At 72.6% G+C, this 25153-nt stretch carries 20 protein-coding genes; 18 read left to right on the top strand and 2 right to left on the bottom strand.

Going from position 1 to position 25153, the window contains the following annotated elements; all coding sequences use genetic code 11:
• Nucleotides 1-2 precede the first annotated feature (2 nt).
• Nucleotides 3-536 (bottom strand): universal stress protein, encoded by a 534-nt coding sequence (locus OG792_RS06605; protein ID WP_329108332.1) that lies wholly within the window; start codon nucleotides 534-536, stop codon nucleotides 3-5.
• A gap of 162 nt (nucleotides 537-698) precedes the next feature.
• Nucleotides 699-2522 (bottom strand): alkaline phosphatase D family protein, encoded by a 1824-nt coding sequence (locus tag OG792_RS06610; protein WP_329108333.1) that lies wholly within the window; start codon nucleotides 2520-2522, stop codon nucleotides 699-701.
• A gap of 152 nt (nucleotides 2523-2674) precedes the next feature.
• Here OG792_RS06610 and ftsY point away from each other — a divergent pair, with 152 nt between their 5' ends.
• From ftsY to rplS, 18 genes are all read left to right on the top strand, one after another.
• A complete protein-coding gene (gene ftsY, locus OG792_RS06615) occupies nucleotides 2675-3877 on the top strand; it encodes a signal recognition particle-docking protein FtsY (protein ID WP_329108334.1) in 1203 nt (400 codons plus the stop codon).
• 5 nt (nucleotides 3878-3882) lie between these two features.
• A complete protein-coding gene (locus OG792_RS06620; protein WP_329108335.1) occupies nucleotides 3883-4713 on the top strand; it encodes an aminoglycoside phosphotransferase family protein in 831 nt (276 codons plus the stop codon).
• A gap of 291 nt (nucleotides 4714-5004) precedes the next feature.
• Entirely contained in the window at nucleotides 5005-6399 is a 1395-nt protein-coding gene (locus OG792_RS06625) for an ammonium transporter (RefSeq protein WP_329108336.1), read from the top strand.
• Between the two features lie 25 nt (nucleotides 6400-6424).
• Nucleotides 6425-6763 carry a P-II family nitrogen regulator gene (locus OG792_RS06630; protein WP_173041812.1) on the top strand — a complete coding sequence of 113 codons (339 nt, stop codon included), beginning with the start codon at nucleotides 6425-6427 and terminating at the stop codon, nucleotides 6761-6763.
• Between the two features lie 10 nt (nucleotides 6764-6773).
• On the top strand, nucleotides 6774-9047 hold the full coding sequence (locus OG792_RS06635) for a [protein-PII] uridylyltransferase (RefSeq protein ID WP_329108337.1): 2274 nt from the start codon (nucleotides 6774-6776) through the stop codon (nucleotides 9045-9047).
• Between the two features lie 211 nt (nucleotides 9048-9258).
• Nucleotides 9259-10812 (top strand): signal recognition particle protein, encoded by a 1554-nt coding sequence (gene ffh, locus OG792_RS06640; RefSeq protein WP_329108338.1) that lies wholly within the window; start codon nucleotides 9259-9261, stop codon nucleotides 10810-10812.
• The gene (locus OG792_RS06645) at nucleotides 10809-11912 is read left to right on the top strand and encodes an amidohydrolase family protein (protein ID WP_329108339.1); all 1104 of its coding nucleotides are present in this window, start codon (nucleotides 10809-10811) and stop codon (nucleotides 11910-11912) included. Before ffh ends, OG792_RS06645 begins: the two co-directional genes overlap by 4 nt.
• A 110-nt stretch (nucleotides 11913-12022) precedes the next feature.
• Nucleotides 12023-13429, top strand: coding sequence for a proline--tRNA ligase (proS, locus tag OG792_RS06650; protein ID WP_329108340.1), 1407 nt, complete (start codon nucleotides 12023-12025; stop codon nucleotides 13427-13429).
• Between the two features lie 60 nt (nucleotides 13430-13489).
• A complete protein-coding gene (locus OG792_RS06655) occupies nucleotides 13490-14140 on the top strand; it encodes a DUF402 domain-containing protein (RefSeq protein WP_329108341.1) in 651 nt (216 codons plus the stop codon).
• A 158-nt stretch (nucleotides 14141-14298) separates the two neighbouring features.
• Nucleotides 14299-14865, top strand: a complete 567-nt coding sequence (locus tag OG792_RS06660) for a hypothetical protein (protein WP_329108342.1) — start codon at nucleotides 14299-14301, stop codon at nucleotides 14863-14865.
• A gap of 15 nt (nucleotides 14866-14880) precedes the next feature.
• On the top strand, nucleotides 14881-18699 hold the full coding sequence (locus OG792_RS06665) for a PKD domain-containing protein (protein WP_329108343.1): 3819 nt from the start codon (nucleotides 14881-14883) through the stop codon (nucleotides 18697-18699).
• Nucleotides 18700-18778: 79 nt separating this feature from the next.
• Nucleotides 18779-19774, top strand: coding sequence for a polyprenyl synthetase family protein (locus OG792_RS06670; protein WP_329108344.1), 996 nt, complete (start codon nucleotides 18779-18781; stop codon nucleotides 19772-19774).
• Nucleotide 19775: 1 nt separating this feature from the next.
• Nucleotides 19776-22154, top strand: a complete 2379-nt coding sequence (locus OG792_RS06675; protein ID WP_329108345.1) for a geranylgeranyl reductase family protein — start codon at nucleotides 19776-19778, stop codon at nucleotides 22152-22154.
• Nucleotides 22155-22426: 272 nt separating this feature from the next.
• The gene (rpsP, locus tag OG792_RS06680) at nucleotides 22427-22900 is read left to right on the top strand and encodes a 30S ribosomal protein S16 (protein ID WP_329111139.1); all 474 of its coding nucleotides are present in this window, start codon (nucleotides 22427-22429) and stop codon (nucleotides 22898-22900) included.
• On the top strand, nucleotides 22875-23135 hold the full coding sequence (locus OG792_RS06685) for an RNA-binding protein (protein WP_329108346.1): 261 nt from the start codon (nucleotides 22875-22877) through the stop codon (nucleotides 23133-23135). The genes rpsP and OG792_RS06685 overlap by 26 nt, the downstream gene beginning before the upstream one ends.
• Nucleotides 23135-23710 carry a ribosome maturation factor RimM gene (gene rimM, locus OG792_RS06690; protein WP_329108347.1) on the top strand — a complete coding sequence of 192 codons (576 nt, stop codon included), beginning with the start codon at nucleotides 23135-23137 and terminating at the stop codon, nucleotides 23708-23710. The genes OG792_RS06685 and rimM overlap by 1 nt, the downstream gene beginning before the upstream one ends.
• A 59-nt stretch (nucleotides 23711-23769) precedes the next feature.
• Nucleotides 23770-24546: a tRNA (guanosine(37)-N1)-methyltransferase TrmD gene (gene trmD, locus OG792_RS06695; RefSeq protein ID WP_329108348.1), complete on the top strand. Its 777-nt coding sequence runs from the start codon at nucleotides 23770-23772 to the stop codon at nucleotides 24544-24546.
• 123 nt (nucleotides 24547-24669) lie between these two features.
• Complete coding sequence (rplS, locus tag OG792_RS06700; RefSeq protein ID WP_329108349.1) at nucleotides 24670-25026, top strand: 50S ribosomal protein L19; 357 nt, start codon at nucleotides 24670-24672, stop codon at nucleotides 25024-25026.
• Nucleotides 25027-25153: the final 127 nt, after the last annotated feature.

Consider the following 25153-nt stretch of genomic DNA (forward strand, 5'->3'; position numbering starts at 1 on the left):
GGTTAGGGGACGACTGTTACGGGCCAGTGGCCGGACTTGACCAGGCGGGTGGCTATGGAGCCGATCAGGCGGTGGCCGGCTTGGGTGGAGGCGCCGACGACGACCATGTCGGCGCGCATCTCGTCGGCGACCGTACGGAGTTCGGTGAAGGGGTCGCCGCGGCGGCCGAGGAAGGTCAGCGGTACGCCCAGTTCCTCGGCGGCGCTGCCGATCTCGTGCCGCAGCTCGGCGCCCAGCTCGTCCAGGGCGTCCTGGACCTGGCTGCCCACCCCCGGCGTCAGTCCGGCCAGTACGGGCGGCGCGGCCACGAACACCACCACGAGTTCGCTGCGCTGGCGGCGGGCCAGGCCGGCGGCGTACGCGACCGCCCGCATCGAGGTGACGGAGCCGTCGACCCCGGCGAGTACCACCTTGGGGCCGTCCGTACCGCGTTCGAACGGCGACGGGGAGGTCGCCGGGCCGTACCGGACGCGGTCGGGTTGCGGTTCGGCACGGGTCGGGTCGTACGCCGGTTGGTCTGTGGGTTCGACGGTCATCGGACCGCTCCCGGCCCCGCGGCGGTGACCGGCCTCGGACGTGGCCGGGCGCCGGAACCACACGTTCCCGCGTCCGACAACCGGCTGTCGCTGTGTTGGCGCAACGAGACCTCCCTGATCGAGACACGACCGCCATCGGGCGACGGACCACCCATCGTCAGCCTACGACCGTGGCAGGGGACGGGCAGGTAGCGGTCGCGTCTGGGGAGTGAGGTGCTGGTGGCCGACCACCCGCAGCACACCGTCCTTGCCGGTGCCCTCGATCACCACCTCGGCCGCCCGGCCGGTGTGTCGCAGGCTGCTGATCGCGTTACCGAAGTACGGGCCGGTCAGCCGCCGCCAGCGCAGTCCGGGGCGGCGTACGCCGGCGGAGCGGGCCAGGGCGCGGGCGGCCCCGCTCGGCCCGGCCCACCAGCCGAGTTTCAGCAGCGGGCGCATGAAGGCGGGCACCTGGTTGTGGATCGGCGAACAGGTCAACTGGTGTACGGGGGTCGCCACCTCGTCGGCGAACCGCGCCCGCGCGACGTAGGAGTGGTGCACGTCGCCGGAGAGGACGCTGATCGACGCCGGTGCCGGGTACGCCGGACCCGCCCCGACCAGCGCCGGAGTGTCGCCACCCTCGCCACCCTCGCCACCCTCGCCACCACCGGCGCCGTTGGTGCGGGCGGTGCCGATCCGGGCGAAGAGGGCGGCCAGGGACTCGAACGAACGGTCGAAGGCGGCCCAGTGTTCCAGGTCGAAGGCCCGGCGCAGCCGCTCGGCGAGGGCGGCCACCCGGGGGCGGCGCGAGTCGGCCAGCCGTTCGTTCCACGACTCGACATGGTGTACGGCCGGCGGCAGCAGCCAGGGCAGCGACGACCCGACCACCAGGTGGTCGTACCGGCCGTGCGCCCGGTCGACGAACCAGGCCCACTCCTGCGGCGAGAGCATCGAGCGGCGGGACCGGTCCAGCACCCGCCCGCACCGGTTGTCCAGCATCACCAGCCGGGTCCGGCCGATGTCCAGGCCGTAGCTCCACTGGTAGCGCTCGACCCGGACCGGCCCGCCCAGCGGGTCGCCGCCGGCCACGCCCGGCGTGCCCGGGTCACCGGCGGCCTCGGAGACGTGCGCGTCCACCTGCGCGCCGAATTCCCGCAGCACCGAGGTGGCGTCCCGGGCGGCGACGACCCGGGCGTAGATCGGGTCGGCGGCCACCTCGTCCGGGTCCAGGTTGCCCAGGTGCTGGTAGACCCAGTAGGAGGCGATCCCGCTGGCGATCCGCTCGTCCCACCACGGCTGTTCCTTGACCTCCGCACGCCAGCGCGCCGAGGTGTTCCAGTCGTCGATGATCTCGTGGTCGTCGAACATCATCACGCTCGGCACGGTCGCCAGCAGCCAGCGGATCTCCGGATCGCGCCACGACTCCAGATACAGCTTGGTGTACTCGTCGAAGCTGACCACCTGGTCGGCCGGGGCGCCGTGCGGGCGGTGCCGGCGCCGGCTGAGCAGCTTGCGGACCGTCGGCGAGGTCTGGTCGGCGTACACCTGGTCGCCGAGCAGCACCATCAGGTCGGGCAGCTCGGCCGCCGCGTCACCGCTGGCCATCAACCGCCGGGCGTACGCGTCGAGCGCGTCCGGCGGCAGTCGGCGGGCGGTCGCGTGCTGGGTGGTCTCCCGGCACGAGCCGAAGATCAGGTGGACCGGTTCGGAGTCGTCGTCGGCCCTGGTCCGGACCAGGGTCGGCGGGTACTTCGAATCGGGCTGCGGCCAGACCCGCTCGTCGTCGAGCCACACCTCGTACGGCTCGGCGGTGCCGGGGGTCAGCCCCTCCACCACCACCAGGGCGTAGTGGTGGTCGAAGGCGGTGAAGGTGGCGGCCGTACCGCCGGCGCCGGACGCGGTCGTGACCCGGGCCACGGCCGGTGAGCTCGTCTCCACCCAGACCGTCGCCCGGGTGCCGACGACGCGGCGTAACAGTGGACCGATCAGCAACCGGCTTTCCGGCATCGTGGAACCTCCGAGGGGTGGGTGGGCCAATCCTTCCTACCCGGCGGGTCCGACCGCCAGCCGGGTTTCGCCGGAGGGTAGCGGTGATCTCCGTCGCCCCCGTCGGGAGCGGCGGCTGGGCCGGCGTCGCCGGCATCTGTCAGGATTCCCGCATGGAATACCTCGTTCTCGCGCTGATCCTGCTGGGTGTGCTGCTGCTCGGCACGGTCGGCCTGGTGGTCCCGCGACTGCGTCGGCGACCCGAGCCGCCGCTGCCGCCCGAGACGAGCGTGTCTACCCGCCCGACCGGGGTGATCACCCCGCCGGAAGCCCCGGAAGCCCCGGAACAGCAGGTCACCGACACGGTGACCGCGCCACCGCCGGCGCCGGTGTCGCCGCACGCCGAGCCGGCACCGACGCTGGAGCGCCCCGAGCCGACCGCCGGCCGGCTGGTCCGGCTGCGGGCCCGGCTGGCCCGGTCGCAGAACGTGTTCGGCAAGAGCCTGCTCGGCCTGCTCAGCCGGGACCACCTCGACGAGGAGGTCTGGGAGGAGATCGAGGATGCCCTGATCACCGCCGATGTCGGGGTGGACGCCACCCGCGAGATCGTCGACCGGTTGCGGGAGCGCACCGCGGTGCTCGGCACCCGTACGGCGCGGGAGCTGCGCACCCTGCTCGCGGTCGAACTGGTCAACGCGCTCGATCCGGGGATGGACCGGTCACTGCGGGCCACCGCGCACGACGGCACCCCCGGTGTGGTGCTGGTGGTCGGGGTCAACGGCGCCGGCAAGACCACCACCTGCGGCAAGATCGCCCGGGTGCTGGTCGCGGACGGCCGTACGGTGCTGCTCGGTGCCGCCGACACGTTCCGGGCCGCCGCCGCCGAACAGCTCACCACCTGGGGCGGCCGGGTGGGTGCCGAGGTGGTCCGGGGACCGGAGGGCGCCGACCCGGCGAGTGTGGCGTTCGACGCGGTCCGCCGGGGTATCGAACTCGGTGTGGACACCGTGCTGATCGACACCGCCGGGCGGTTGCAGAACAAGGTCGGCCTGATGGACGAGCTGGGCAAGGTCAAGCGGGTGGTGGAGAAGCACGGCCCGGTGGACGAGACGCTGCTCGTACTGGACGCCACCACCGGGCAGAACGGGTTGGAGCAGGCCCGGGTGTTCATGGAGGTGGTCGACGTGACCGGGGTGGTGCTGACCAAGCTCGACGGCACCGCCAAGGGCGGGATCGTGATCGCCGTACAGCGCAAGCTCGGCCTGCCGGTGAAGCTGGTCGGCCTCGGCGAGGGCCCGGACGACCTGGCCCCGTTCGACCCGGCGCAGTTCGTCGACGCGTTGATCGGCGCCGATCCGCTGGGCGCCGAGGCGTAACCTCGGTGGCCTACCGTGAACCGCCGCCGCGCATCGGGAGCCCGTACGTGACTTCGCAGGAGATCCCACTGCACGGTGGCAACGTGAGCACCGTCGTACGGGTCGGTGACACCGTCCGGCGCAACGCCGGTCCGTGGACCCCGTCGGTGCACGCCCTGCTCCGGCACCTGGAATACGTCGGCTTCACCGGCTCGCCGCGCGCGCTCGGGATGGACGAGCGCAACCGGGAGGTGCTGTCGTACCTGGAGGGGGAGTGCGGCGAGTACCCGCTGGCCCCGCACTGGGTGACCGACGAGGCGCTGGTCACCGTCGCCACGATGCTGCGGATGTTCCACGACGCGCAGTACGGCTTCGCCCCGGTCACCGGTGCGGTCTGGCGCTCGTTCGGGCCGCCGCCGCCGGACACCGAGGTGATCTGCCACCACGACGCCGCCCCGCACAACGTGATCTGGCGGCCGGACGGCACCCTCGCGCTGATCGACTTCGACCTGGCCTCACCGGGTGCCCGGATCTACGACGTGGCGTACGCGGCCTGGACCTGGGTGCCGCTCTTCTCCGACCGGGACTCGTACACGCTGGGCTGGAAGCGGCCGAACCGGCCCCGCCGGCTGCGGCTGTTCGCCGACGCGTACGGTCTGATCCCACGGGACCGGCACCGGTTGGTGCGGACCATCCGCAAGCGGATCGTCGACCACGTCGAGGGGATTCGCCGGATGGCGGCGGCGGGTGAGCCGGCGTTCGTGCGAATTGTTCACAAGGGGCACCTGCGGCGTCCCATGCGTGATCTTCGGCTGCTCGACTACGAGCGACACACGCTGGAGTACGCCCTCCGCTGACCCGCGTCGCTTTCCGTATACCTCCGGCGCGCCTTTCGGCTGATATGCCCCCACCCGTTCTATCGACTGTGAGACTTTCTTCACACGTACGAAACAACTGGTCACGCCCCGGAAACGCGGTGGAGACCCTGGGTGAAACAGCCGGCCGGGAAGCTTCCGCCCAACCGGCGCACGGGCGGCGCTGCCCCTGGGTCGGTGGAAGTTTCGGCTCGGGCGGCGAGGGCAGCGGGGCAGGGCCCAGGCACGAATCGGAGCTTTCGAGGGGAGGAAACTCACTTTTAGGAGGCCAGCGTGCCTGAAGCACCGACGATCGACGGCGCCAACACTACGTGGCTGCTGGTTTCGACGGCGCTCGTGCTGCTCATGACACCCGGTCTGGCGCTGTTCTACGGCGGCCTGAACCGGTCCAAGGGCGTACTGAACATGATGATGATGAGCTTCTCGGCTATCGGGCTCATCTCGATTCTGTGGTGGTTCTACGGATTCAGCGTCGCCTTCGGGGCCGACGTGAACGGGCTCTGGGGCGATCCCGGTGCCTACCTCGGTACCAAGACCTTCCTCGCCGAGACCGACCTCTGGGGCGCTACGGCGGAAAACCCCAGCGGCATCGGCGTTCCGCTCTACGTCTTCATGGCCTTCCAGATGGTCTTCGCGGTGATCACCGTCGCGCTGATCAGCGGTGCCATCTCCGACCGGGCCAAGTTCGGCGGTTGGCTGCTCTTCGCCTTCGGCTGGGCCACCCTGGTCTACTTCCCGGTCGCGCACTGGGTCTGGGGCGGCGGTTTCATCGGCGCCAAGATCCACGCGCTCGACTTCGCCGGTGGTACGGCCGTGCACATCAACGCCGGTGCGGCGGCACTCGCCGTGGCACTGGTGCTCGGTAAGCGGCTCGGCTGGCCCAAGGAGGGCATGAAGCCGCACAACATCCCGCTGGTCGCGCTCGGTGCCGGCCTGCTCTGGTTCGGCTGGTTCGGCTTCAACGCCGGCTCGGAACTGACCGTCGACTCGGTCGCCGGTCTGGCCTTCATCAACACCCAGCTCGCCACCGCCGCCGCCGTCCTCGGCTGGATCGTGGTCGAGTGGATCAAGGGTGGCAAGCCGACCATGGTCGGTGCCTCCTCCGGTGCCATCGCCGGTCTGGTCGCGATCACCCCGGCCTGTGGCTTCATCGCTCCCTGGGCGTCGGTCCTGCTCGGCATCGTCGCCGGCATCGTCTGCGCCCTCGCGGTCAGCCTGAAGTACAAGCTCGGCTTCGACGACTCGCTCGACGTCGTCGGCGTGCACTTCGTCGGTGGCTGGATCGGGTCGCTCTGGCTCGGCCTGTTCGCCACCAACTCGGTCAACGCCGCGATCAGCGACGTGGTCGGCGGCTCCGACGGCCTCTTCTACGGCGGCGGCGCGACCCAGCTCGGACGCCAGGCCCTCGCCGGCCTGGTGGTCACCGTATGGTCGTTCGCTGTTGCCTGGGTGCTGGCCTTCGTGATCCAGAAGACCATCGGCTTCCGCGTGAAGGCAGAGGCCGAGGTCGACGGCATCGACATCGCGGAGCACGCTGAGGCCGGCTACGACCTCTCCGCTGGTGGCGGTAGCGGCGGTGGCAGCGCGTTCGCCATGGCCGGAATCGGCACTCCCGGTAACACCGCGGCCGAGCCGGCCGCTCCGGTCAGCGAAAAGGTCGCCGGTTAACGTTCCTGTGATGGAGGGGTTGGACATGAAGCTGGTGACCGCGGTCATCAAGCCGTACCAGCTGGACGCGGTGAAGGAGGCCCTGCACGCCCTCGGCGTGGCCGGCCTGACCGTCAGCGAGGTCCAGGGCTACGGACGCCAGAAGGGCCACACCGAGGTGTACCGGGGTGCCGAGTACACGGTGGAGTTCCTGCCGAAGATCCGGGTCGAGGTGCTGACCGACGAGATCGACGTCGAGAAGGTCGTCGACGCGGTCGTCACGGCGGCCCGTACGGGCAAGATCGGTGACGGCAAGGTGTGGGTCACGGCCGTGGAGGATGTCGTCCGCGTCCGGACCGGTGAGCGCGGCCTCGACGCGCTCTGAGCATATGGCGATGACCAGGGGAACACCGCCGGCAGTCGGACTGACCGACGACGGAACACCACTGCTCACCGCCGGGATCGGCGCCGCCGCACGGGAACAGCGTGCGGCGGCGCTCGACGCCTGGCTGGTGACGTTGATGCCGGCCGTACCGGCCGGGGTGGCGCTGGTCGCCGTCGGTGGCCTCGGCCGCCGGCAGCTCTCGCCGTACAGCGATCTCGACCTGGTGCTGGTGCACGACGGCGTGCCCGGCATGGACGGCATCGCCGCCGCGCTCTGGTACCCGATCTGGGACGCCCGGCTCGGCCTGGACCACTCGGTCCGCACCATCCCCGAGGCGCTGTCCGTGGCGCACGACGACGTCAAGGTCGCCCAGGGGCTGCTCGACGCCCGGCACATCGCCGGTGACGAGGACCTCGCCAACCAGCTCATCGTCGCCGCCGGAGACCAGTGGCGGCGGACCGCCGTCCGACAGCTGCCGATCCTGCACGAGGTGACCACCGCCCGCTGGAAGGCACACGGCGAGCTCGCCTTCCTGCTCGAAGGCGACCTCAAGGAGGCCGCCGGCGGGTTGCGCGACGTGGGCCTGCTGCGCGCCATCGCGTACGCCGGGATCAGCGACGCCCTGCGACCCGCCGTATGCGCCGCCCACCTGCGGCTGCTCGACACCCGCGACGCGCTGCACGTGTCCCGTGGCCGGCGGGTCGACCGCCTGGTCGCGCAGGAGCGGGCCGCCGTCGCCACCCTGCTCGGGCTCGACGACGGCGACGCGGTGCTGCGCCGGGTGGCCGGCGACGCCCGTACGATCAGCCACGCCCTCGCCGACGCCTTCCGGGCCGCCGACCGCCTGCGCAGCGGCCGGATGCGCGGCTCCGACAACCGGGGCGCCGACGGCCGGCTACTGCGCCGCCCGGTCGCCCGTGACGTGGTCGAACACGACGGCGAACTGGTCCTGGCCCGGACCGCGATCGGCGCCCGACCCGACCCCAGCCTGTCGCTGCGGGTCGCCGCCGCGGCCGCCAGCACCGGCCTGCCGATCGCCCGCGCCACCTGCGAGTGGCTCGCCGCCTACTGCCCGCCGCTGCCGACCCCGTGGCCGACCTCGGCCCGCGCCGCCCTGATCACCCTGCTCGGTGCCGGCGCCGGCCTCGTGCCCACCTGGGAAACCTGCGACCGGTACGGCCTGATCGACGGCTGGCTGCCCGAATGGCCCCGACTGCGCAGCCTGCCGCAGCACAACCCGGTGCACCGGTTCACCCTCGACCGGCACCTGGTGCAGGCCGCCGCCGAGGCCACCGCGTACGCCCGCGAGGTGGATCGGCCCGACCTGCTGCTGCTCGCGGCGTTCCTGCACGACGTCGGCAAGGGCCTGCCCGGCGACCACAGCACCGTCGGCGCCCCGATCGCCGCGACGATCGCCGCCCGGATCGGCCTGCCGCCGGCCGAGGTCGACCTGATCGAGAAACTGGTCCGGCTGCACCTGCTGCTGCCCGAGGTGGCCACCCGCCGGGACCTGCGCGACCCGGTGACCATCTCGAAGGTCGCCGAGGCGGTCGGCGACAGCCACACGCTCAGCCTGCTGCACGGGCTCGCCCGCGCCGACGCCCAGGCCACCGGCCCGGCCGCCTGGTCGGAGTGGAAGGCCCGGCTGATCGCCGAACTGGTCGGCAGGGTGCACACCGCGCTGGACACCGGCGAGCTGCCCGACCCGCCGACCCCGGATCCGGCGCTGCTGGACGGGCCGCTGCCGGCCGTACACCTGGATGGGTCACGGGTCGCGGTGGCCGCCGCCGACCGGCGCGGCCTGCTCGCCGCGGTCGCCGGTTGCCTGGCCCTGCACCGGCTCGAAGTGCTCTCCGCCGACGCCAGCACGGTCGCCGACCGGGGACTGGTCGAGTTCCAGGTCCAGCCCCGGTACGGCACCCCGCCGGACCCGATCGCGCTCAGCGCCGACCTGCGCCGCGCGGTCACCGGCGACGTGTCGGTGATCCAACGGCTGCGCGGCCGGGCCCTGGCCAGCCGGGGCGGCGGTGCGGCCCCGAAGGTGGTCTGGCACCGGGCCGCCGCCACCGACGCCGTGGTGCTGGAACTGCGCGCCGCCGACTCCGGCGGCCTCCTCTACCGTGTGACAAGCGCCCTGGACGAAGCCGGCGCCCTGGTCCGCGCCGCCAGGATCAGCACCCTGGGCGGCGACGTAGTAGACGCCTTCTACCTGGTAGGCGACTACTCCGACGAGCTAGAACGCACCCGGGTAGAAACCGCCGTCCTCACCGCCGTAACCCCGTGACCTCCGGGCGCCCCGGCTGGAAAAAGAGTGGTTGTTCGCGCGTCGATAGCCACTCTTTCGCTACCCGAGGCGGCCCCTCGGGGGGTGGGGGGTGGGGTGGGGGCAGCGACGGGGCGGGTGGGGGGTTGGGCGGTTACCCTAGCGGGGGCCGGGAGTGTCGCTGTCGGTCCGAGTCCTGCTCGCGGAAACTAGACAAACGGGATGTTGCGCCGTGTTTGACACCTTGAGTGACCGCCTCTCCGGGATCTTCACCAAGCTCCGTGGAAAGGGCCGGCTCACCGACGCCGACATCGACGCCACCGCCAGGGAGATCCGGCTGGCGTTGCTGGAGGCCGACGTCGCGCTGCCCGTCGTCAAGTCCTTCATCGCGAACCTCAAGGAACGGGCCCGCGGCGCCGAGGTCTCCCAGGCGCTCAACCCCGCCCAGCAGGTCATCAAGATCGTGCACGAGGAGCTGGTGGCGGTCCTCGGCGGCGAGGGCCGGCGGCTCCAGTTCGCCAAGAACCCGCCGACCGTGATCATGCTGGCCGGTCTCCAGGGTTCCGGTAAGACCACGCTCGCCGGCAAGCTCGCCCGCTGGCTCAAGGCCCAGGGCCACCAGCCGATGCTGGTTGCCGCCGACCTCCAGCGGCCGAACGCGGTCGGCCAGTTGCAGGTGCTCGGCGGACGGGCCGGCGTCGAGGTCTACGCCCCGGAGCCGGGCAACGGTGTCGGCGACCCGGTGCAGGTGGCCAAGGCGTCGATCGAGCACGCCAAGCGCGCCGCCCGCGACATCGTCATCGTTGACACCGCCGGCCGACTCGGCATCGACGCCGAGATGATGGCGCAGGCCGCCTCGATCCGGGACGCGGTGAACCCGGACGAGGTCATCTTCGTGATCGACGCCATGGTGGGTCAGGACGCCGTACGGACCGCCGAGGCGTTCCGCGACGGTGTCGGCATCACCGGTGTGGTCCTCTCCAAGCTCGACGGTGACGCCCGCGGTGGTGCGGCTCTGTCCGTACGCGAGGTCACCGGGCAGCCGATCCTGTTCGCGTCCACCGGCGAGAAGCTGGAGGACTTCGACGTCTTCCACCCGGACCGGATGGCGAGCCGGATCCTCGGCATGGGCGACATGCTCACTCTGATCGAGCAGGCCGAGCAGGCCTTCGACTCCGATCAGAAGGAGAAGATGACCGCCAAGCTGATGGGCGGCGAGCAGTTCACCCTGGAGGACTTCCTCGACCAGCTCATCGCCGTACGGCGGATGGGTCCGATCGCCAACGTGCTGGCCATGATGCCCGGCATGGGGCAGATGAAGGACCAGCTGGCCGACCTCGACGACAGCCACTTCGACCGGGTCACCGCGATCATCCGGGGCATGACGCCGGGCGAGCGCAGCAACCCGAAGATCATCAACGGCTCCCGTCGGCTCCGCATCGCCAACGGCTCCGGGGTCACCGTGATGGACGTCAACCAGCTGCTCAACCGCTTCACCGAAGCGCAGAAGATGATGAAGCAGATGGGCGGCATGATGGGCCTGCCCGGCGGCCGGCGCAAGGCGACCAAGTCGCCGAAGAACAAGCGCAAGGGCACCAAGGGCGGCAACCGGCCCCGCGTCGGCGGCCCCGCCGGTGGCTTCCCCGGTGGCGGCGCCGGCTTCCCCGGCATGCCGCAGCTCCCGCCGGGCATGGACCCGGGCGCCGGACAGGGCCTGCCGCCCGGCTTCAAGCTGCCGAAACTCGACTTCAACAAGCTCACCAAGCGGCCCGACGACAACAAGTGAGCCCGGCCGGGGCACCGGGGGAAGCCCTGCACGTACGCGGGGTGCTGCTCCCCGACGACGAGGTACGTGACCTCTGGCTGGTCGGCGACCGGGTCACGTACGAGCCGGTGGCCGGGGCGATGACGATCAACGAGGGCGGCTTCGTGCTGCCCGGACTGGTCGACGCGCACTGCCACATCGGCATCGCCCCGACCGGGCGGCCGATCAGCGGGCTGGACGAGGCCCGCGCGCTCGCCGTACCGGACCGGGAGGCGGGGGTGCTGGCGATCCGCGACGCCGGTTCGCCGTACCCGTATCCGGAGTTGGACGACGAACCGGGACTGCCGCGACTGGCCCGCGCGGGCCGGCACATCGCGCCGCCGAGGCGCTACCTGCGCGACATCGGGGTCGAGGTCCCGGCGAGCGAGCTGCGGGCGGCCGTGGCCGAGCAGGCGCGGGCCGGCAACGGCTGGGTCAAGCTGGTCGGCGACTGGATCGACCGGGACGCCGGGGACCTGGCGCCGACCTGGGACGCGGCCAGCCTGACCGGCGCGGTCGAGGCCGCACACGCCGCCGGGGTACGCGCGGCGGTGCACACCTTCTCCGAGTCCGCCGTCGAGATCATGGTGCGGGCCGGGGTGGACTCGGTCGAGCACGGCACCGGGCTCAGCGTGGACCTGGTCGACGAGATGGCCCGCCGGGGCACCGCACTCGTCCCCACGATGATCAACATCGATACCTTCGGTGACATCGCCGAGCTGGCCGCCGAGCGCTTCCCCGGCTACGCCAAGCACATGCTCGCCCTGCGTGACGGCTTCCCCGAGGTGGTCCGGGCGGCATACCAGGCCGGGGTACCGATCTTCGTCGGGACGGATGCCGGTGGCGGCATCGGGCACGGGCTCGCCGCCGAGGAGATGCTGCTGCTGCACGAACGGGCCGGCATGTCCACCCTGGACGTCCTGGCCGCCGGTTCCTGGGCCGCCAGGGCGTGGCTCGGCTTCCCCGGCCTGGTCGAGGGCGGCCTGGCCGACCTGGTGGTCTACGACACCGATCCCCGAGCCGACCTGCGGGTCCTGCGCGCCCCGAGCCGCATAGTCCTACGCGGCCGGGTCATCCGCTGACCCGTACCACTCCTACGCGGCAGCTCAACACGAGTAGATCAAGGCAATGCGCCGGTGGGGTGGGTGGGGGTGCGTGGGGCGGGTGGGAGGGGCGCATAGGATATGCGGTCATGGCACGCGTGCTCACTCCCCGTGCGGAGGATTTCCCCCGCTGGTACCAGGACCTGATCGCCAAAGCTCAGCTCGCCGACAACGGGCCGGTACGCGGGACGATGGTCATCCGACCAGCGGGCTACGCCATCTGGGAACGCATGCAGGCCGAGATGGACAACCGGATCAAGGCGACCGGGGCGGAGAACGCCTACTTCCCGCTCTTCATCCCGGAGTCCTACCTCAAGCGCGAGGCCGAGCACGTCGAGGGCTTCTCCCCGGAACTGGCCGTGGTCACCCACGGTGGCGGCAAGCCGCTGGCCGAGCCGATCGTGGTGCGCCCCACCAGCGAGACCGTCATCGGCGAGTTCATGGCCAAGTGGATCGACTCGTACCGGGACCTGCCGCTGCTGCTCAACCAGTGGGCGAACGTGGTCCGCTGGGAGCTGCGTCCGCGGATCTTCCTGCGGACCAGTGAGTTCCTCTGGCAGGAGGGGCACACCGCGCACGTCGACGAGGCGGACGCGCGGGCCTACGCCCGCCGCATCCTGCACGAGGTGTACGAGGACATGATGGTCAACGTACTGGCGATTCCGGTGGTGGTGGGGCGCAAGACCGCCCGGGAGCGGTTCGCCGGTGCGACCAGCACGTACACGCTCGAAGGCATGATGGGCGACGGCAAGGCGCTGCAACTGGGCACCAGCCACGAGCTGGGGCAGAACTTCGCCAGGGCGTTCGACATCACGTACTCGGCGGCGACCGGTGGGACGCAGCACGCCTGGACCACGTCCTGGGGCACCTCGACCCGGATGCTCGGTGGCCTGATCATGACTCACGGTGACGACAACGGGCTGCGGGTGCCGCCCCGGCTCGCCCCGATCCAGGCGTACGTGATGGTGGTCAAGGCCGGTGACGGGGTGGTCGAGGCGGCGGTGAAGCTGCGCGACGCGCTGCGTGACGCCGGGGTCCGGGTCGCCCTCGACGAGCGGGTGGACACCCCGTTCGGCCGCCGGGCCGTCGACGCCGAGCTCAAGGGCTATCCGGTACGGGTCGAGGTCGGCCCGCGCGACCTGGCCGCCGGTAATGCGGTGGTGGTTCGGCGTACGGACGGATCGAAGACTCCGGTGCCGGTGGCCGACGCGGTTTCGGCGGTGCTCGCCGCGCTCGACGCCGACCAGCGGGCCCTGCACGACGAGGCGCTCGCCCTGCGCGAGTCCCGCACCTTCGAGGTGAACACGCTCGCCGAGGCGATCGAGGCGGCGGCCACCGGCTGGGCCCGGTTGCCGTGGTCGGCGGTCGGTGTCGCGGGCGAGGCCGAGGCGAACGGGCAGGGCGTCACCGTACGCTGCCTGGTCCGGGCGGACGGTTCGGTGCCGGACTCGGAGGACGAGCCCGACCTGGTCGCCATCCTGGCCCGCTCCTACTGACGCCCGCCGCCACCGACGGTGTCCGCCGATACCCGCGCCGACCTGCCAACCGGGGCATCCGTGCCCCGGTTCGCCCCCGGCCGGCTGATCGTGCACCGCAACGTACGCCGGGGCCGGATCGGTTGGGCCAGGACGGCGCGGGTGGTCAGCGACGACGAGCGGGGTCTGCTGGTCTGGATCGCCCGCAACTCCCCGGTGGCCAGCGAGGTCACCGCCGACGGCCGGGGCATGCGGGCGATGCCGTTCACCGAGTGGCTGGCGAACCCGTACCGGCTGGCCACCGGTGTCTGGGCGGGCCCACCGCTGTTGAAGTTCCTGCCCGCCGGCGCCGACCACTCGGTGTGGTGGTTCCGGGACACCACCGACCGGTTCGCGTACTGGTACGTCAACCTCGAAGAGCACGGTGTGCGCTGGGACGACGGTGACCTGGCCGGGGTGGACGTGGTCGACCAGGATCTCGACATCCTGGTCGAGCCGGACCTGAGCTGGCACTGGAAGGACGAGGAGGAGTTCGTCGAGCGCCTCGCCCACCCGGACGGCTACTGGGTGCCGGACGAGGCGGCGGTCCGCGCCGAGGGTCTGCGGGTGGTACGAATGATCGAGGCCGGTGAGTTCCCGTTCGACGGAACCTGGCGCCACTTCGTACCCGATCCGGGGTGGACCGTGCCGGCGTCGCTGCCGGCGGGTTGGGATCGAACCCCGGTCCGCTGAGCCCGGCCCTCGACCGACGGGCGGGCCCGCCCCGAACCGACCGGCGAGTCCGGACAAAATGGCACTACCAAGAGTGTCGTGCTCCTGACAGAAGCGGTAAAACCGCAGGTCAGAGCCCCTAGGCTCCGTGCAAGTCGTCCCCCTGGTGGGAGGTCCCCGTGGCCGACCAGATCACCTCCTGGGCAGACCTGCGGGCGAGAGCGCCCGACATCCTCGCCCGGGTAAATGCCAACGCCCGGCTGGGCCGCGCCGCCGCGGTCAACCCGCTGCTCGCCATCGAGCGGTTGGACTACACCATCGACCCGGAGATCAGGCCGGCCCTCGCCGACCAACTGAGACTGGGCCCCGGCCCCGCCGGCCGCCTCGCCGACCTGCGCCGGGAGGTCGCCGGCCTGGCCGGTCGGACGGTCGACCCGGACGACGCCGAGGACGTCGGGCGACTCCTGGTCGAACTCGGGATCGTCGCCGTGGCACCGGGGCCGGTGCTGGACACCCGACCGCCGCGCTGGCACCCCGGCGGTCCCGGCCCGGACCCGTTGCGTCGCCTGCGCGACCAGCATCCGGTGCTGGCACCGCTGCTGGACTACCGGTGGATCTCGGCCGCCCGGCCCCGGTTCGCACCCGTTCGGACCTTCGACGCGCTGCTCGACGGCGAGCGGATACCGCCGGTGACCGCCGTGGTCGCCCGGCTGCGCCGCACTACGCCACCGGTCGCCGAACTGTAGTGCGGAAGGAGGACCATGGTCGACACACACGGGTACGACGTGGTGGTGGTGACGGCACCGGCGGTCCTGCGCAAGGCGCTGCGGGCGGCCTGGAAGTCGGCCGGCTGCGGTGGCACCGACACCGGCGGGGTGCCCGCGTACCTGGCGATTCCGGCCGGGCTCGACCTCGGTGGCCGGACCACCTCCGGCGGGCAACTGGAGATCCCCCAGGACCGGCTCGACGCCCAACTGGTGCCCGCGATCGACGGCTGCCGGCTCGTCTTCGGGCTGATCGTGCAGGTGACCCTCGCCGACCCGCCGGTCCCGTCCGCCCGGTTGCTCGACCTGACCGCGACCGTACGGGCGGAGGTGCCGATCGGGCTGCTGCCGGGCTCCCTCGACGTCGGGATCCGGCTCGACGGGCTGCCCCGAAGCGCGGTCGACGCGGGCGTCAGCGGCGGTGATCCGATCGCCGGCAAGCTCGACCAGATCCTCGCCGAGTACGTCCACCTCGGGTACGAGAACGGCGGACCGGCCGGGCCCGTCCACGCCGGTGTGCCGACGATCCCGCACCAGCGGGACGAGTCCGAGCAGGCGCTCTCCGTCGGCGGCAACGGCTACCTGCTCGACACCCACCTGGAGTGGTACGACGACCAGAGCCAGCCCGGCTACCGGATCGAGGTGAGCCGACCCGACGCCGGACACGTGCTGATCAGCCTCCCGGGCTACCTGCGGATGTTCCGCATAACCGGATCCGGCGGCGGTGGCGGGGCGGGGTCCGGTGGCGGGGCGGGATCCGGATCGGGGTTCGGTGCGGGGGCGGGAGCCGGGAACGGGAGCGCGGCGGGGCCGGTGTTGGCCGATCCGATGGGGGTCGAGGCGCGGTTGGAGATCCTTGCCGGGGTGGAGGCGCCGCCGGGGGCGTACACGATCCGGTTCGACACCGCCGTGGTGACCGCCGGTCCGATCCGGCCGGCGCCGGGGCTGGAGGGCACCAACTACACGCTCAACAACGGTGCCCTGTTCGGACTCCTCGAAGCCGCCCTGCGTACCCGGCTCGGTCAGCAGGGGCGGGACCTGGTCCAGGGCTTCGGGCCGCGTACCGTGCCGGTGCCGACCGCCGACCAGGTCGCCACGCTGATCGGTGACCTGGTCCACGCCGACCTGGCCGCCCGGGGCCCGCTGGCGCTGTGGACCCCGCAGGCCGGTGGGGAGCGCTTCGAGGCGCACGACGTGGCCACCCGGGTCCGGGCCGACGCACTCGTCATCGCGGTCAACGCCGCCGACGACGCGGACATCACCGCGATCGGCCACCCGGTGCCGGCCGGGCGGGACTTCGCCATCATGCTGGCCGCCCCGATCGTCCGGGCCGGCATCGAGGCCGCCCGCGCCGCCAACGGCTGGGCCGACGCCGACCTGCCCCGCCGGGTCGAGCGCGACGACATCCGGGCCGACGTACGCGACCTCGACGTCGAACCGGTGGACGGGGCGATCCGGATGACCGGGGCGCTGACCGTGGTCGACGCGGTCCTCGGCAGCATCGACGTGGACGCCACCTTCCGGGCCGAGGTCGGGCTGCGCTGGAATCCCGATGGCGCGCTCGACCCCGACGGGATGCAGGCGATGGAGAACCAGGTGATCGGCGACCCGGACGTCGACTCGGCGGAGTCGACCGCGTTCTGGCTGGTCGCGCTCATTCTCGCGGTGGTGAGCTGGGGAGCGGGCAGCATCCTGGTCGGGATCGTCATCGTGGTGGTGGCCGCCGTGGTCACCGGGATCGCCGCCGGGATCGGCAGCTCGACCCGGGTCGACCCGGTCACCGGCGCGGTTCGCGGCCTCACCGGCTGGCCCCCGGAGCTGGCCCGGATCGGCCGGGTCCGGCCGGTCTTCCACAACCCGATCACCATCGCTCCGGGCGGGCTGGTCCTCGCCGGCACCCTGGAGGTGGTCAGCTCCCGCGCCCAGACCCCGGTGCTCGCCGCCCGGGGCGGCGGCTCCTACACCGGCACCGCCGGAACGGCGCTCACCCTGACCGCCGGGCACACCGCCCCGGCCGCCGTCTACTCCTGGCGAGCCGGCGACGGCAGCCCGGCGGTGGCGACCCGCGACCTCACCCACACGTACGCCGCCGGCGGCGTCTATCTGGCCGCGCACTCGCTCACCGTCACCGAGCCGGGCGGCGCCACCAGCCACAGCTTCGCCCTGGTGCACGTGGCGAACGCGCCGCCGACCGTGGACGCCGGCCCCGACCTGGTGGTCGACGAGGGCGAACTGGTCACACTCGTCGGCCGGTTCACCGACCCGGACTGGACCGACACGCACGAGACCACCTGGAACTTCGGCGACGCGTCCGCGACCGAGCCGGGCACGGTGGCGCAGACGAACAAACCGCCCCGGTGCGAGGGGACCAGCACCGTCCGGCACGCCTGGTGCGACAACGGGATCTACGAGGTCACCCTGCGGGTCCGGGACCGCAACGGCGGCATGGCCACCGACAGCCGGCTGGTCACCGTACGGAACGTGCCGCCGACCGTGGACGCCGGACCGGAGCTGTTCACGTACCCGAGCACGGTGTTGACCCTGACCGCCACCTTCAGCGATCCGGGCTGGTCCGACACCCACACCGCGACCTGGGCGTTCGGCGACTGCTCGGCGCCGATCCCGGCGGTGGTGACCGAGGTGCACCAGGCACCCGCGAGCCGGGGCAGCGCGGTCGCCGCGCACCGGTACCCGGACCGGGGCACCTTCCTGGCCCGCTGCACCGTCGCCGACGACGACGGCGGGGTGGGCGGTGACGAGGTGGTGATCCGGGCGGTCGACGTGGTCAACCGGCACTTCGAGGACGGCTTCGCCCAGCGCAGTACCGGCGCGGTGGCGATCGGCTGGGAGCCGTACCTGCGGACGCCGACGGTGGCGAACACCGCCCCCCGGCACACCGCGAGCAACTTCGTCGTACACGGTGGACGGCGGGCCCAGGGCCTCCAGGTCGGCGCCCGCGAACGGGTCGGGGTGTACCAGCGGATCGGTGCCAACCCGGACTGGTCCTACCAGGTCACCGCCTGGTACGACCTGGACCAGGCCAGGCCGGGAACGGCCCGGCTCGGCGTCGACCCGGCCGGCGGCGACGACCCGGCCGCCGACACCATCGTGTGGAGCGACGGTACGGCGTCGCAGCGCTGGAGCCCGCTGACCGTACGGGTCACCGCCCGGTCGGCCGCGGTCACGGTCTTCCTGGAGGCGTACCGCCCGGACGGGCGGGACCCGAGTCCGGGGGCCGAACGGGTCTGGTTCGACGACGTCGAACTGCTCGCCGCGCAGCCGTACTGCCCGCCGGCCCCGCCGCCGCTGACCGAGCTCACGCTCGACTTCGGGGACCGGGAGCGGGGCAGCCAGTATCCGCCGCAGTGGACCGAGCAGGGCTTCGCTCTGCGTACGCCCGATGGTGGTGGTCGGGCGGTGGTGGCGCTGGACCCGCCGGCCGGCGGCAACGCGTTGCGGCTCGGTCTCGGCCTGGTGCTCCGGCTGCCGCGTCCGGCCGAGCGGATCGCCGTCACCCTGCTCAACATCGGTGGCCGCCCGCTGTCGCTGGTCGCGGTCGACGCGGCCGGCAACATCCGGGACCGGGCCCAGGTGCCGCCGGCCACCCCGGCGCTGCCGACCGCCGCCGTGCTGACCGGGCCGGGGATCGTCGCGGTCCGGATCGACGGCCGTGGGGTGGAGGCGTTCCTGGTTCGCTGCCACGTCGTACTGGAGACACCCGTGCCGCCCGGCCCCCGACCGCCGCCGGGTCCCGCCGGGTACGCCGGACCCGACCGGAAGGGGCCGGCGTGGCTGAGTCGAGGAGGTTCACCATGACCGACACTTCGTTCCCGCCGACGGCGACCCCGTCGACGCCGACCCCGAGGATGCCGACTCCACGGACGGGGGTGCCGCGATGACGGTGATCGGCGCGGCGACGGTGGACGACCGGTGGCTGACCAGCGTGCGTACCCGTACCGCGCTGGCCGACCTGGACCGGCGGATGAAGGACGCGGTGGCGTCCCGCGACCCCGGACTGTGGACCATGGCCACCGCCCTGCTGGACCGGGGCGGCAAACGGATCCGGCCGGCGTTGCTGCTGGTCGCGGGGGAGTTCGGCACGTTCCGACCGGACCGGTTACTGGACGCGGCCGCCGCCCTGGAACTGCTGCACCTGGCCACGCTCTACCACGACGACGTGCTGGACCGGGCCGTCACCCGCCGGCACGGGCCGACCGCCAACGCCCAGTGGGGCGACTCGGCCGCCCTGGTCACCGGCACGTTCCTGGTGGCGCGGGCGAGCGCGCTGATCGCCACCTTCGACGACGGGTACGGCCGGGAGGCCGCGCGGGCACTGGTGGAACTCTGCACCGGCCAGCTCCGGGAGACCGAGAACGCCTTCCACACCGGCCTGACCGAGGCCGAGTACATGGAGATCATCGCCGGCAAGACGGCCACCCTGTTCGAGCTGCCGTGCCGGTTGGGTGCCCGGCTGGCCGGCGCACCGGACCGGATCGTCACCGCCCTGTCCCGGTACGGCCACGACCTGGGCATCGCGTTCCAGCTCGCCGACGACGCGCTGGACGTGTGGGGCAGCGCCGAGCGGCTGGGCAAGTACCCGCTCGGTGACGTCCGGGAGGGCGTCTACACGCTGTCCGTACTCCGGTTGCTGGCCCGTGGCACACCGGCCGCGCAACGGGTACGGGAGCTGCTGCGGGTCCTCGAACCCGGTGCCACCGAACTGGCCGAGGTACGCAGCCTGGTGCTCCGCTCCGGGGTGGTGGACCAGGTCCTCGGCGAGGCCCGGGAACTCGCCACCCGCGCCCGTGGCCACCTCGCCGCCCTGCCCGCCGGACCGGCCCGCGAGTCGCTGTGGCGGCTGGCCGACCACGCCATCGCCCGGGCCGGTTGAGATGGCCGGGGAGACCGGCCCGGAACGACTCGACGCGGTGGTGGTGGGCGCCGGACCGGCGGGGTCGGCGGCCGCGTACCACCTGGCCCGGCGGGGGCGGCGGGTGCTGCTGGTCGACCGGCGGGACTTCCCCCGGGAGAAGAGCTGCGGGGACGGGCTGACCCGGGACGCGGTGCGGCTGCTGGCCGACATGGGCGTACTGGAGGAACTGACCGGGGCGGCGCGGGTCGCCGGGGTCCGGGTCCGGATGCGCGGGCGGGGCACCCGCGACTTCCGGTACGACGGGGACGGGCCGCTGTCGTACGGGATGGTGGTGCCCCGGCTGGAACTCGACGCGAAGCTCTGCCACCGGGCGGTCCGGGCCGGTGCGACCCTCTGGCCCGATGCCCGCGCCACCTACCTGCTCGGCGAGCCCGGTGCGGTACGGGGCGTGGAGATCGAGCGGGAGGGGCGGCGGGTGGCGGTCCGCGCCCCGGTGGTGGTCGCCGCCGACGGGGCCGCGTCCGGGCTGGGCCGGCAGGCCGGACTCCGTACCGGTGTCCGGGAGCAGACCGGTTTCGCCGCCCGTGGCTACTTCGCCGACGTGGCGGACCTCGACCCACTGCTGGAGATCCACCTGCCGCTGTTCGACGTGACCGAACGGCACCTGCTGCCCTCGTACGGCTGGGTCTTCCCGGTCGGCGGCGGCGTGGTGAACGTCGGTGTCGGCCTGTTCGACCCGGCCCACCGGGACAGCGTCCGCAGCCTGTACGACCGGTTCGTGACCGACCTGATCGCCACCGATCGCAGGTTCCGCCGGGCCCGCCCGGTGGGCCGGATGAGCGGGGCGCCGCTGCGGCTCGACTTCGACCCGTCCCGGTGCGGGGTGCCGGGGTTGCTGCTGGTCGGCGACGCCGCCGGGCTGGCGAGCCCGTTCACCGGCGAGGGAATCAGCTTCGCCCTGGAGTCCGGCACCCTGGCCGCCACCACTATCGACGCCGCGCTGCACGAGTCCGCCGACGACCCGATCGACCCCATCCCGTACGCCCGCGAGCTGGGCGCCCGGCACGCCGGCCAGTTCGAGACCGGCCGGCACGCGGCCCGCCGTTACCTGCTCGCCTGGCGGGTGCTGGAGTCGACCTTCGACGACGACCGGCCGATCTTCACCCTGTGCCGGCGGTTGGCGCTGCATCCCGACGGGGCCCGAGCCGAACGGATCCTCGCACCGTTGCCGCCGCTGGACCCCGGCATCGGTCGGGCACTGCGCCGGGACCTGCTCGCCGTGGCCGACCTGCTCGCCGGCTGCGTACGCGACGACTGGCCGATGTTCGTCCGGCTGTTCGCGGTCGACCGTGACCCGGACACGGTTCCGCTGCGCCCGGCGGTGCTCCTGCTCGCCGCCGGGTACGTCGGCGGCCGCCGCAACCCGGTCAGCCACGCGCTGGCGGCAGCGATGGACCTGGGCCTGCTCGCCGGCCTGGCGATGGACGGTGCCGGCCCCCCGCCACCGACCCGCCCGACCCTCCCCGCCCCGCGCTCCGCCGCCGAACGCCTACCCGGTCGCCGGGGTGGTGAGGCCACCGCGGTGCCCTGGGGGAGCCGGTTCGCCGTACTGCTCGCCGACTACCTGCTCGCCCGCGCGTACGAACTGGCCGCGCGGGGCGGGGCGGCGGTGGTGACGGAGTTCGCCGACGCACTGACCGCGAGCTGCGAGGGTCGGGCCCGGGAGCTGCGCGCCGAGCACGGCGGCGGCGTGGGTCTGCGCGGTGGGACGGTCGCCGCCGGTCCGCGCCGGCGGGGCGGACCACCACCCGGTACGGCCGACGACCGGCCCGCCACCGGTGTACCTCCCGGCGCGGCGACGGCGGCGGTCGGGACCGACTGGGCGATGCGGGTGGAACAGCTCAGCGCCCGGATGGCGACCTCCTTCGAGTTGCCCTGCCGGCTCGGCGGGCGGCTCGGCGGGGCGAGCCCGGCGGTGGTGAACGCGCTGGCCGCCTTCGGGCGCCACCTGGGGGTGAGCTACGCGCTGGCCGACGAGCTGTGGGCGGCGGACGCCGGCCGTCCCGGTTCGTCCGGCTTTCCGGGCCTGCCCGGCCTGCTACCGGGCTTCCAAGATCTTCACAGCCGACCGCAGGGCGACGGCCGGCAGTATCCCCACGGCCAGGAGCAGGTCGACGGCCGCCAGCATCTTCACGGCCGGCAGCGTCCGCACGGTCAGGAGGGTCTGCCGGGCCGGCAGCGTCCTCCGGAGGACTCGCTCGCGGAGCTGGCCCGGCTGGTCGACGAGCACGCCGAGCGGGCCCGCGAGGCGCTCGCCCGGGTGCCCGACGGCCCGGCCCGGGACCTGCTGTACCGACTCGCCGAACGGCCGGTACCCGGCCCGGCCGACGGCTCGTGACGGTCGGTGGCGAAGCGGGACGCCGGGCGGGTCGAGCGCGACGAATGGGACAATCTGGGTGGTTGGCCTGGTTGACCGGGTCCGAGGTGAGATATGCGTACCGGGTCTGGCACAATGGGTCGCTGGTATCCGGCACGTGTTCGGCGCCCTCTAACCCGGACGCATTGCCAGTCCACCGAGTTGTCTCCGGCCCAAACCCCACTGTGCCGTTGGCGCTCACCCGCCCACCGCCCTTCCGGGCCGGTGAGAATCGCAACAGGAGCGAACAGACTGTGGCCGTAAAGATCCGGCTCCTGCGGATGGGTAAGATCCGCAACCCGCAATACCGCATCGTCGTCGCCGACTCGCGTACCAAGCGTGACGGCCGTGCGATCGAGTTCGTCGGCATCTACCAGCCGAAGGAACACCCGTCGATCATCCAGGTCAAGTCGGAACGGGTCCAGTACTGGCTGTCCGTCGGCGCGCAGCCGAGCGAGGCGGTCCAGCGTCTGCTGGAGAAGACCGGCGACTGGCAGCAGTTCAAGGGCCTGCCGGCGCCGCCGCCGCTGCTGGTGAAGGACGCGCCGGCCGACCGTCTCGCGATCTACGAGGCCGAGTCCAAGGCCGCGGCCGGGGTTGCCGACGCGCCGGCCGCCAAGCCGGCCAAGAAGGCTGCCAAGGCGGCTGCGCCGGCCGAGGCCGCGCCGGCCGAGGAGCCGGTGAAGACCGAGGAGCAAGCCGGTGCCGCCTCCGGCGAGCAGGCCTGACGTGGCTATCCGGCCGGCACTGGAGCACCTGGTCAAGGGCATCGTCGACCACCCGGACGACGTACGCGTCCGGCTGGTCGACTCGCGCCGGGGTAAGCGCCTTGAGGTGCGGGTGCACCCCGAGGACCTCGGCACGGTGATCGGCCGATCCGGGCGTACCGCCAAGGCGCTGCGCCAGGTGATCGGCTCGATCGGTGGTCGTGGGATCCGGGTCGACATCGTCGACTCGTACTGATGCTCCTGATCGTCGGCCGGATCGGACGGCCGCACGGTGTCCACGGTGAGGTGACCGTGGAGGTGCGGACCGACGAACCCGAGGCACGGTTCGCCGTCGGGTCGGTGTTTCGCGCCGACCCGACGGCGCCCGCCAACGCACCCGCCCCCGTCGGCCCGGCACCGGTGACCGACCAGGGCGAGCCGGTACGGGTGCCGGAGCAGCTGACCATCGAGACGGTCCGCTGGCACCAGGGCCGTCCGCTGGTGCTCTTCGAGGGCTTCTACGACCGGGATCTCGCCGAGGTGCTGCGCGGCACCCTGCTCTGGGTGGACAGCGCCGACGTACCCCCGCCGAGCGACCCGGACGAGTTCAACGACCACCAGCTGGTCGGCCTCGCCGCGGTCAGCCCGACCGGTGAGCCGCTCGGCGAGGTGACCCGGATCGACCACGCGCCCGCCTCCGACCTGCTGGTGCTGCGCCGACCCGAGGGCGGGGTCGCGCTGGTGCCGTTCGTCAAGGCGATCGTGCCCGAGGTGGACCTGGCCGCCGGCCGGGTGGTGGTCGACGCTCCCGCTGGCCTCTTCGACCTCTGACCGGCCGGTTCACGCGATCTTTCCGACCGGCCGGTCCCGCGAGTTGAGGTGTGAGTGGCATGCGCGTTGACGTGGTTTCCATCTTTCCCGAGTACTTCTCGCCGCTCGACCTCTCCCTGATCGGCAAGGCGAGGGCGAGCGGCGTGCTCGACCTGGGCGTACACGATCTGCGGACCTGGACGCACGACGTGCACCGCACCGTCGACGACAGCCCCTACGGCGGGGGTCCGGGCATGGTGATGCGACCGGAGCCGTGGGGTGAGGCGCTCGACGCCCTGGTCCCGGCGGGTGTGACAGCACCGCCCCGGCTGCTGGTGCCGAGCCCGGCCGGGGTGCGGTTCACCCAGGCGCTGGCCCACGAGCTGGCCGCCGAACCGCACCTGATCTTCGCCTGTGGCCGGTACGAGGGCATCGACCAGCGCGTCCTGGCGTACGCCGAGACCCGGATGCCGGTGACCGAGGTCTCGCTCGGCGACTACGTGCTGTTCGGCGGCGAGGTGGCGGTGATCGTGATGCTGGAGGCGATCACCCGGTTGCTGCCCGGCGTGCTCGGCAACGCGAACTCGCTGGACGAGGAGTCGCACGCGCACGGGCTGCTGGAGGCGCCGGTCTACACCAAGCCGCCGAGCTGGCGGGAGCAGGACGTGCCGGAGATCCTGCGCTCCGGTGACCACGGCCGGATCGCCCGTTGGCGGCGCGACGAGGCACTGTTGCGTACGGCCCGGCGCCGGCCGGACATGCTGGCCGGATTGCCGCCCGAGCAACTGGACAAACGTGACGTCGCCACCCTGCGCGGAGCCGGATTTCAGGTGCCGCCCGCCGATATGGCAAAGTAGGGAGGTTGCCGTGGTTGCCCGCGCCGCGGGCGGCTACGAGGATCCCCGGTTCCTGCGGGGATCAGTATCACCCAGTCCGCGCGCCGACGCCCGGTGCGCCGTGAGCATTACGAGGATGCAGCGATGAACACCCTGGACGCGCTTGACGCCCAGTCGCAGCGGACCGACACCCCGGCCTTCCGGGCCGGTGACACCGTCAAGGTGCACGCCCGAGTCATCGAGGGTAACCGTTCCCGGGTCCAGATCTTCCAGGGCGTGGTCATCCGCCGTCAGGGCGGTGGCCTTCAGGAGACCTTCTCCGTCCGCAAGGTCAGCTTCGGTGTCGGTGTGGAGCGGACCTACCCGATCAACAGCCCGGCGCTCGACCGGATCGAGGTCGTGACCCGCGGTGACGTCCGTCGGGCCAAGCTCTACTACCTCCGTGAGCTTCGCGGCAAGAAGGCGAAGATCAAGGAGAAGCGCGAGAAGCAGGTCGGCTGACCCGGTCCGGCATCGCCCCCGGTCGTGGGGGCGTGCCGTCCTGGCCGGCGGAGGCTACGCTGGCCGCACGGGCAGAAGCGGAACGTCTCAGCGCGACGGTGTCGCAGGTGACGGAACGCGTCCGCGC

This window comes from Micromonospora sp. NBC_01699, assembly GCF_036250065.1.
Taxonomy (GTDB): Bacteria; Actinomycetota; Actinomycetes; order Mycobacteriales; family Micromonosporaceae; genus Micromonospora_G.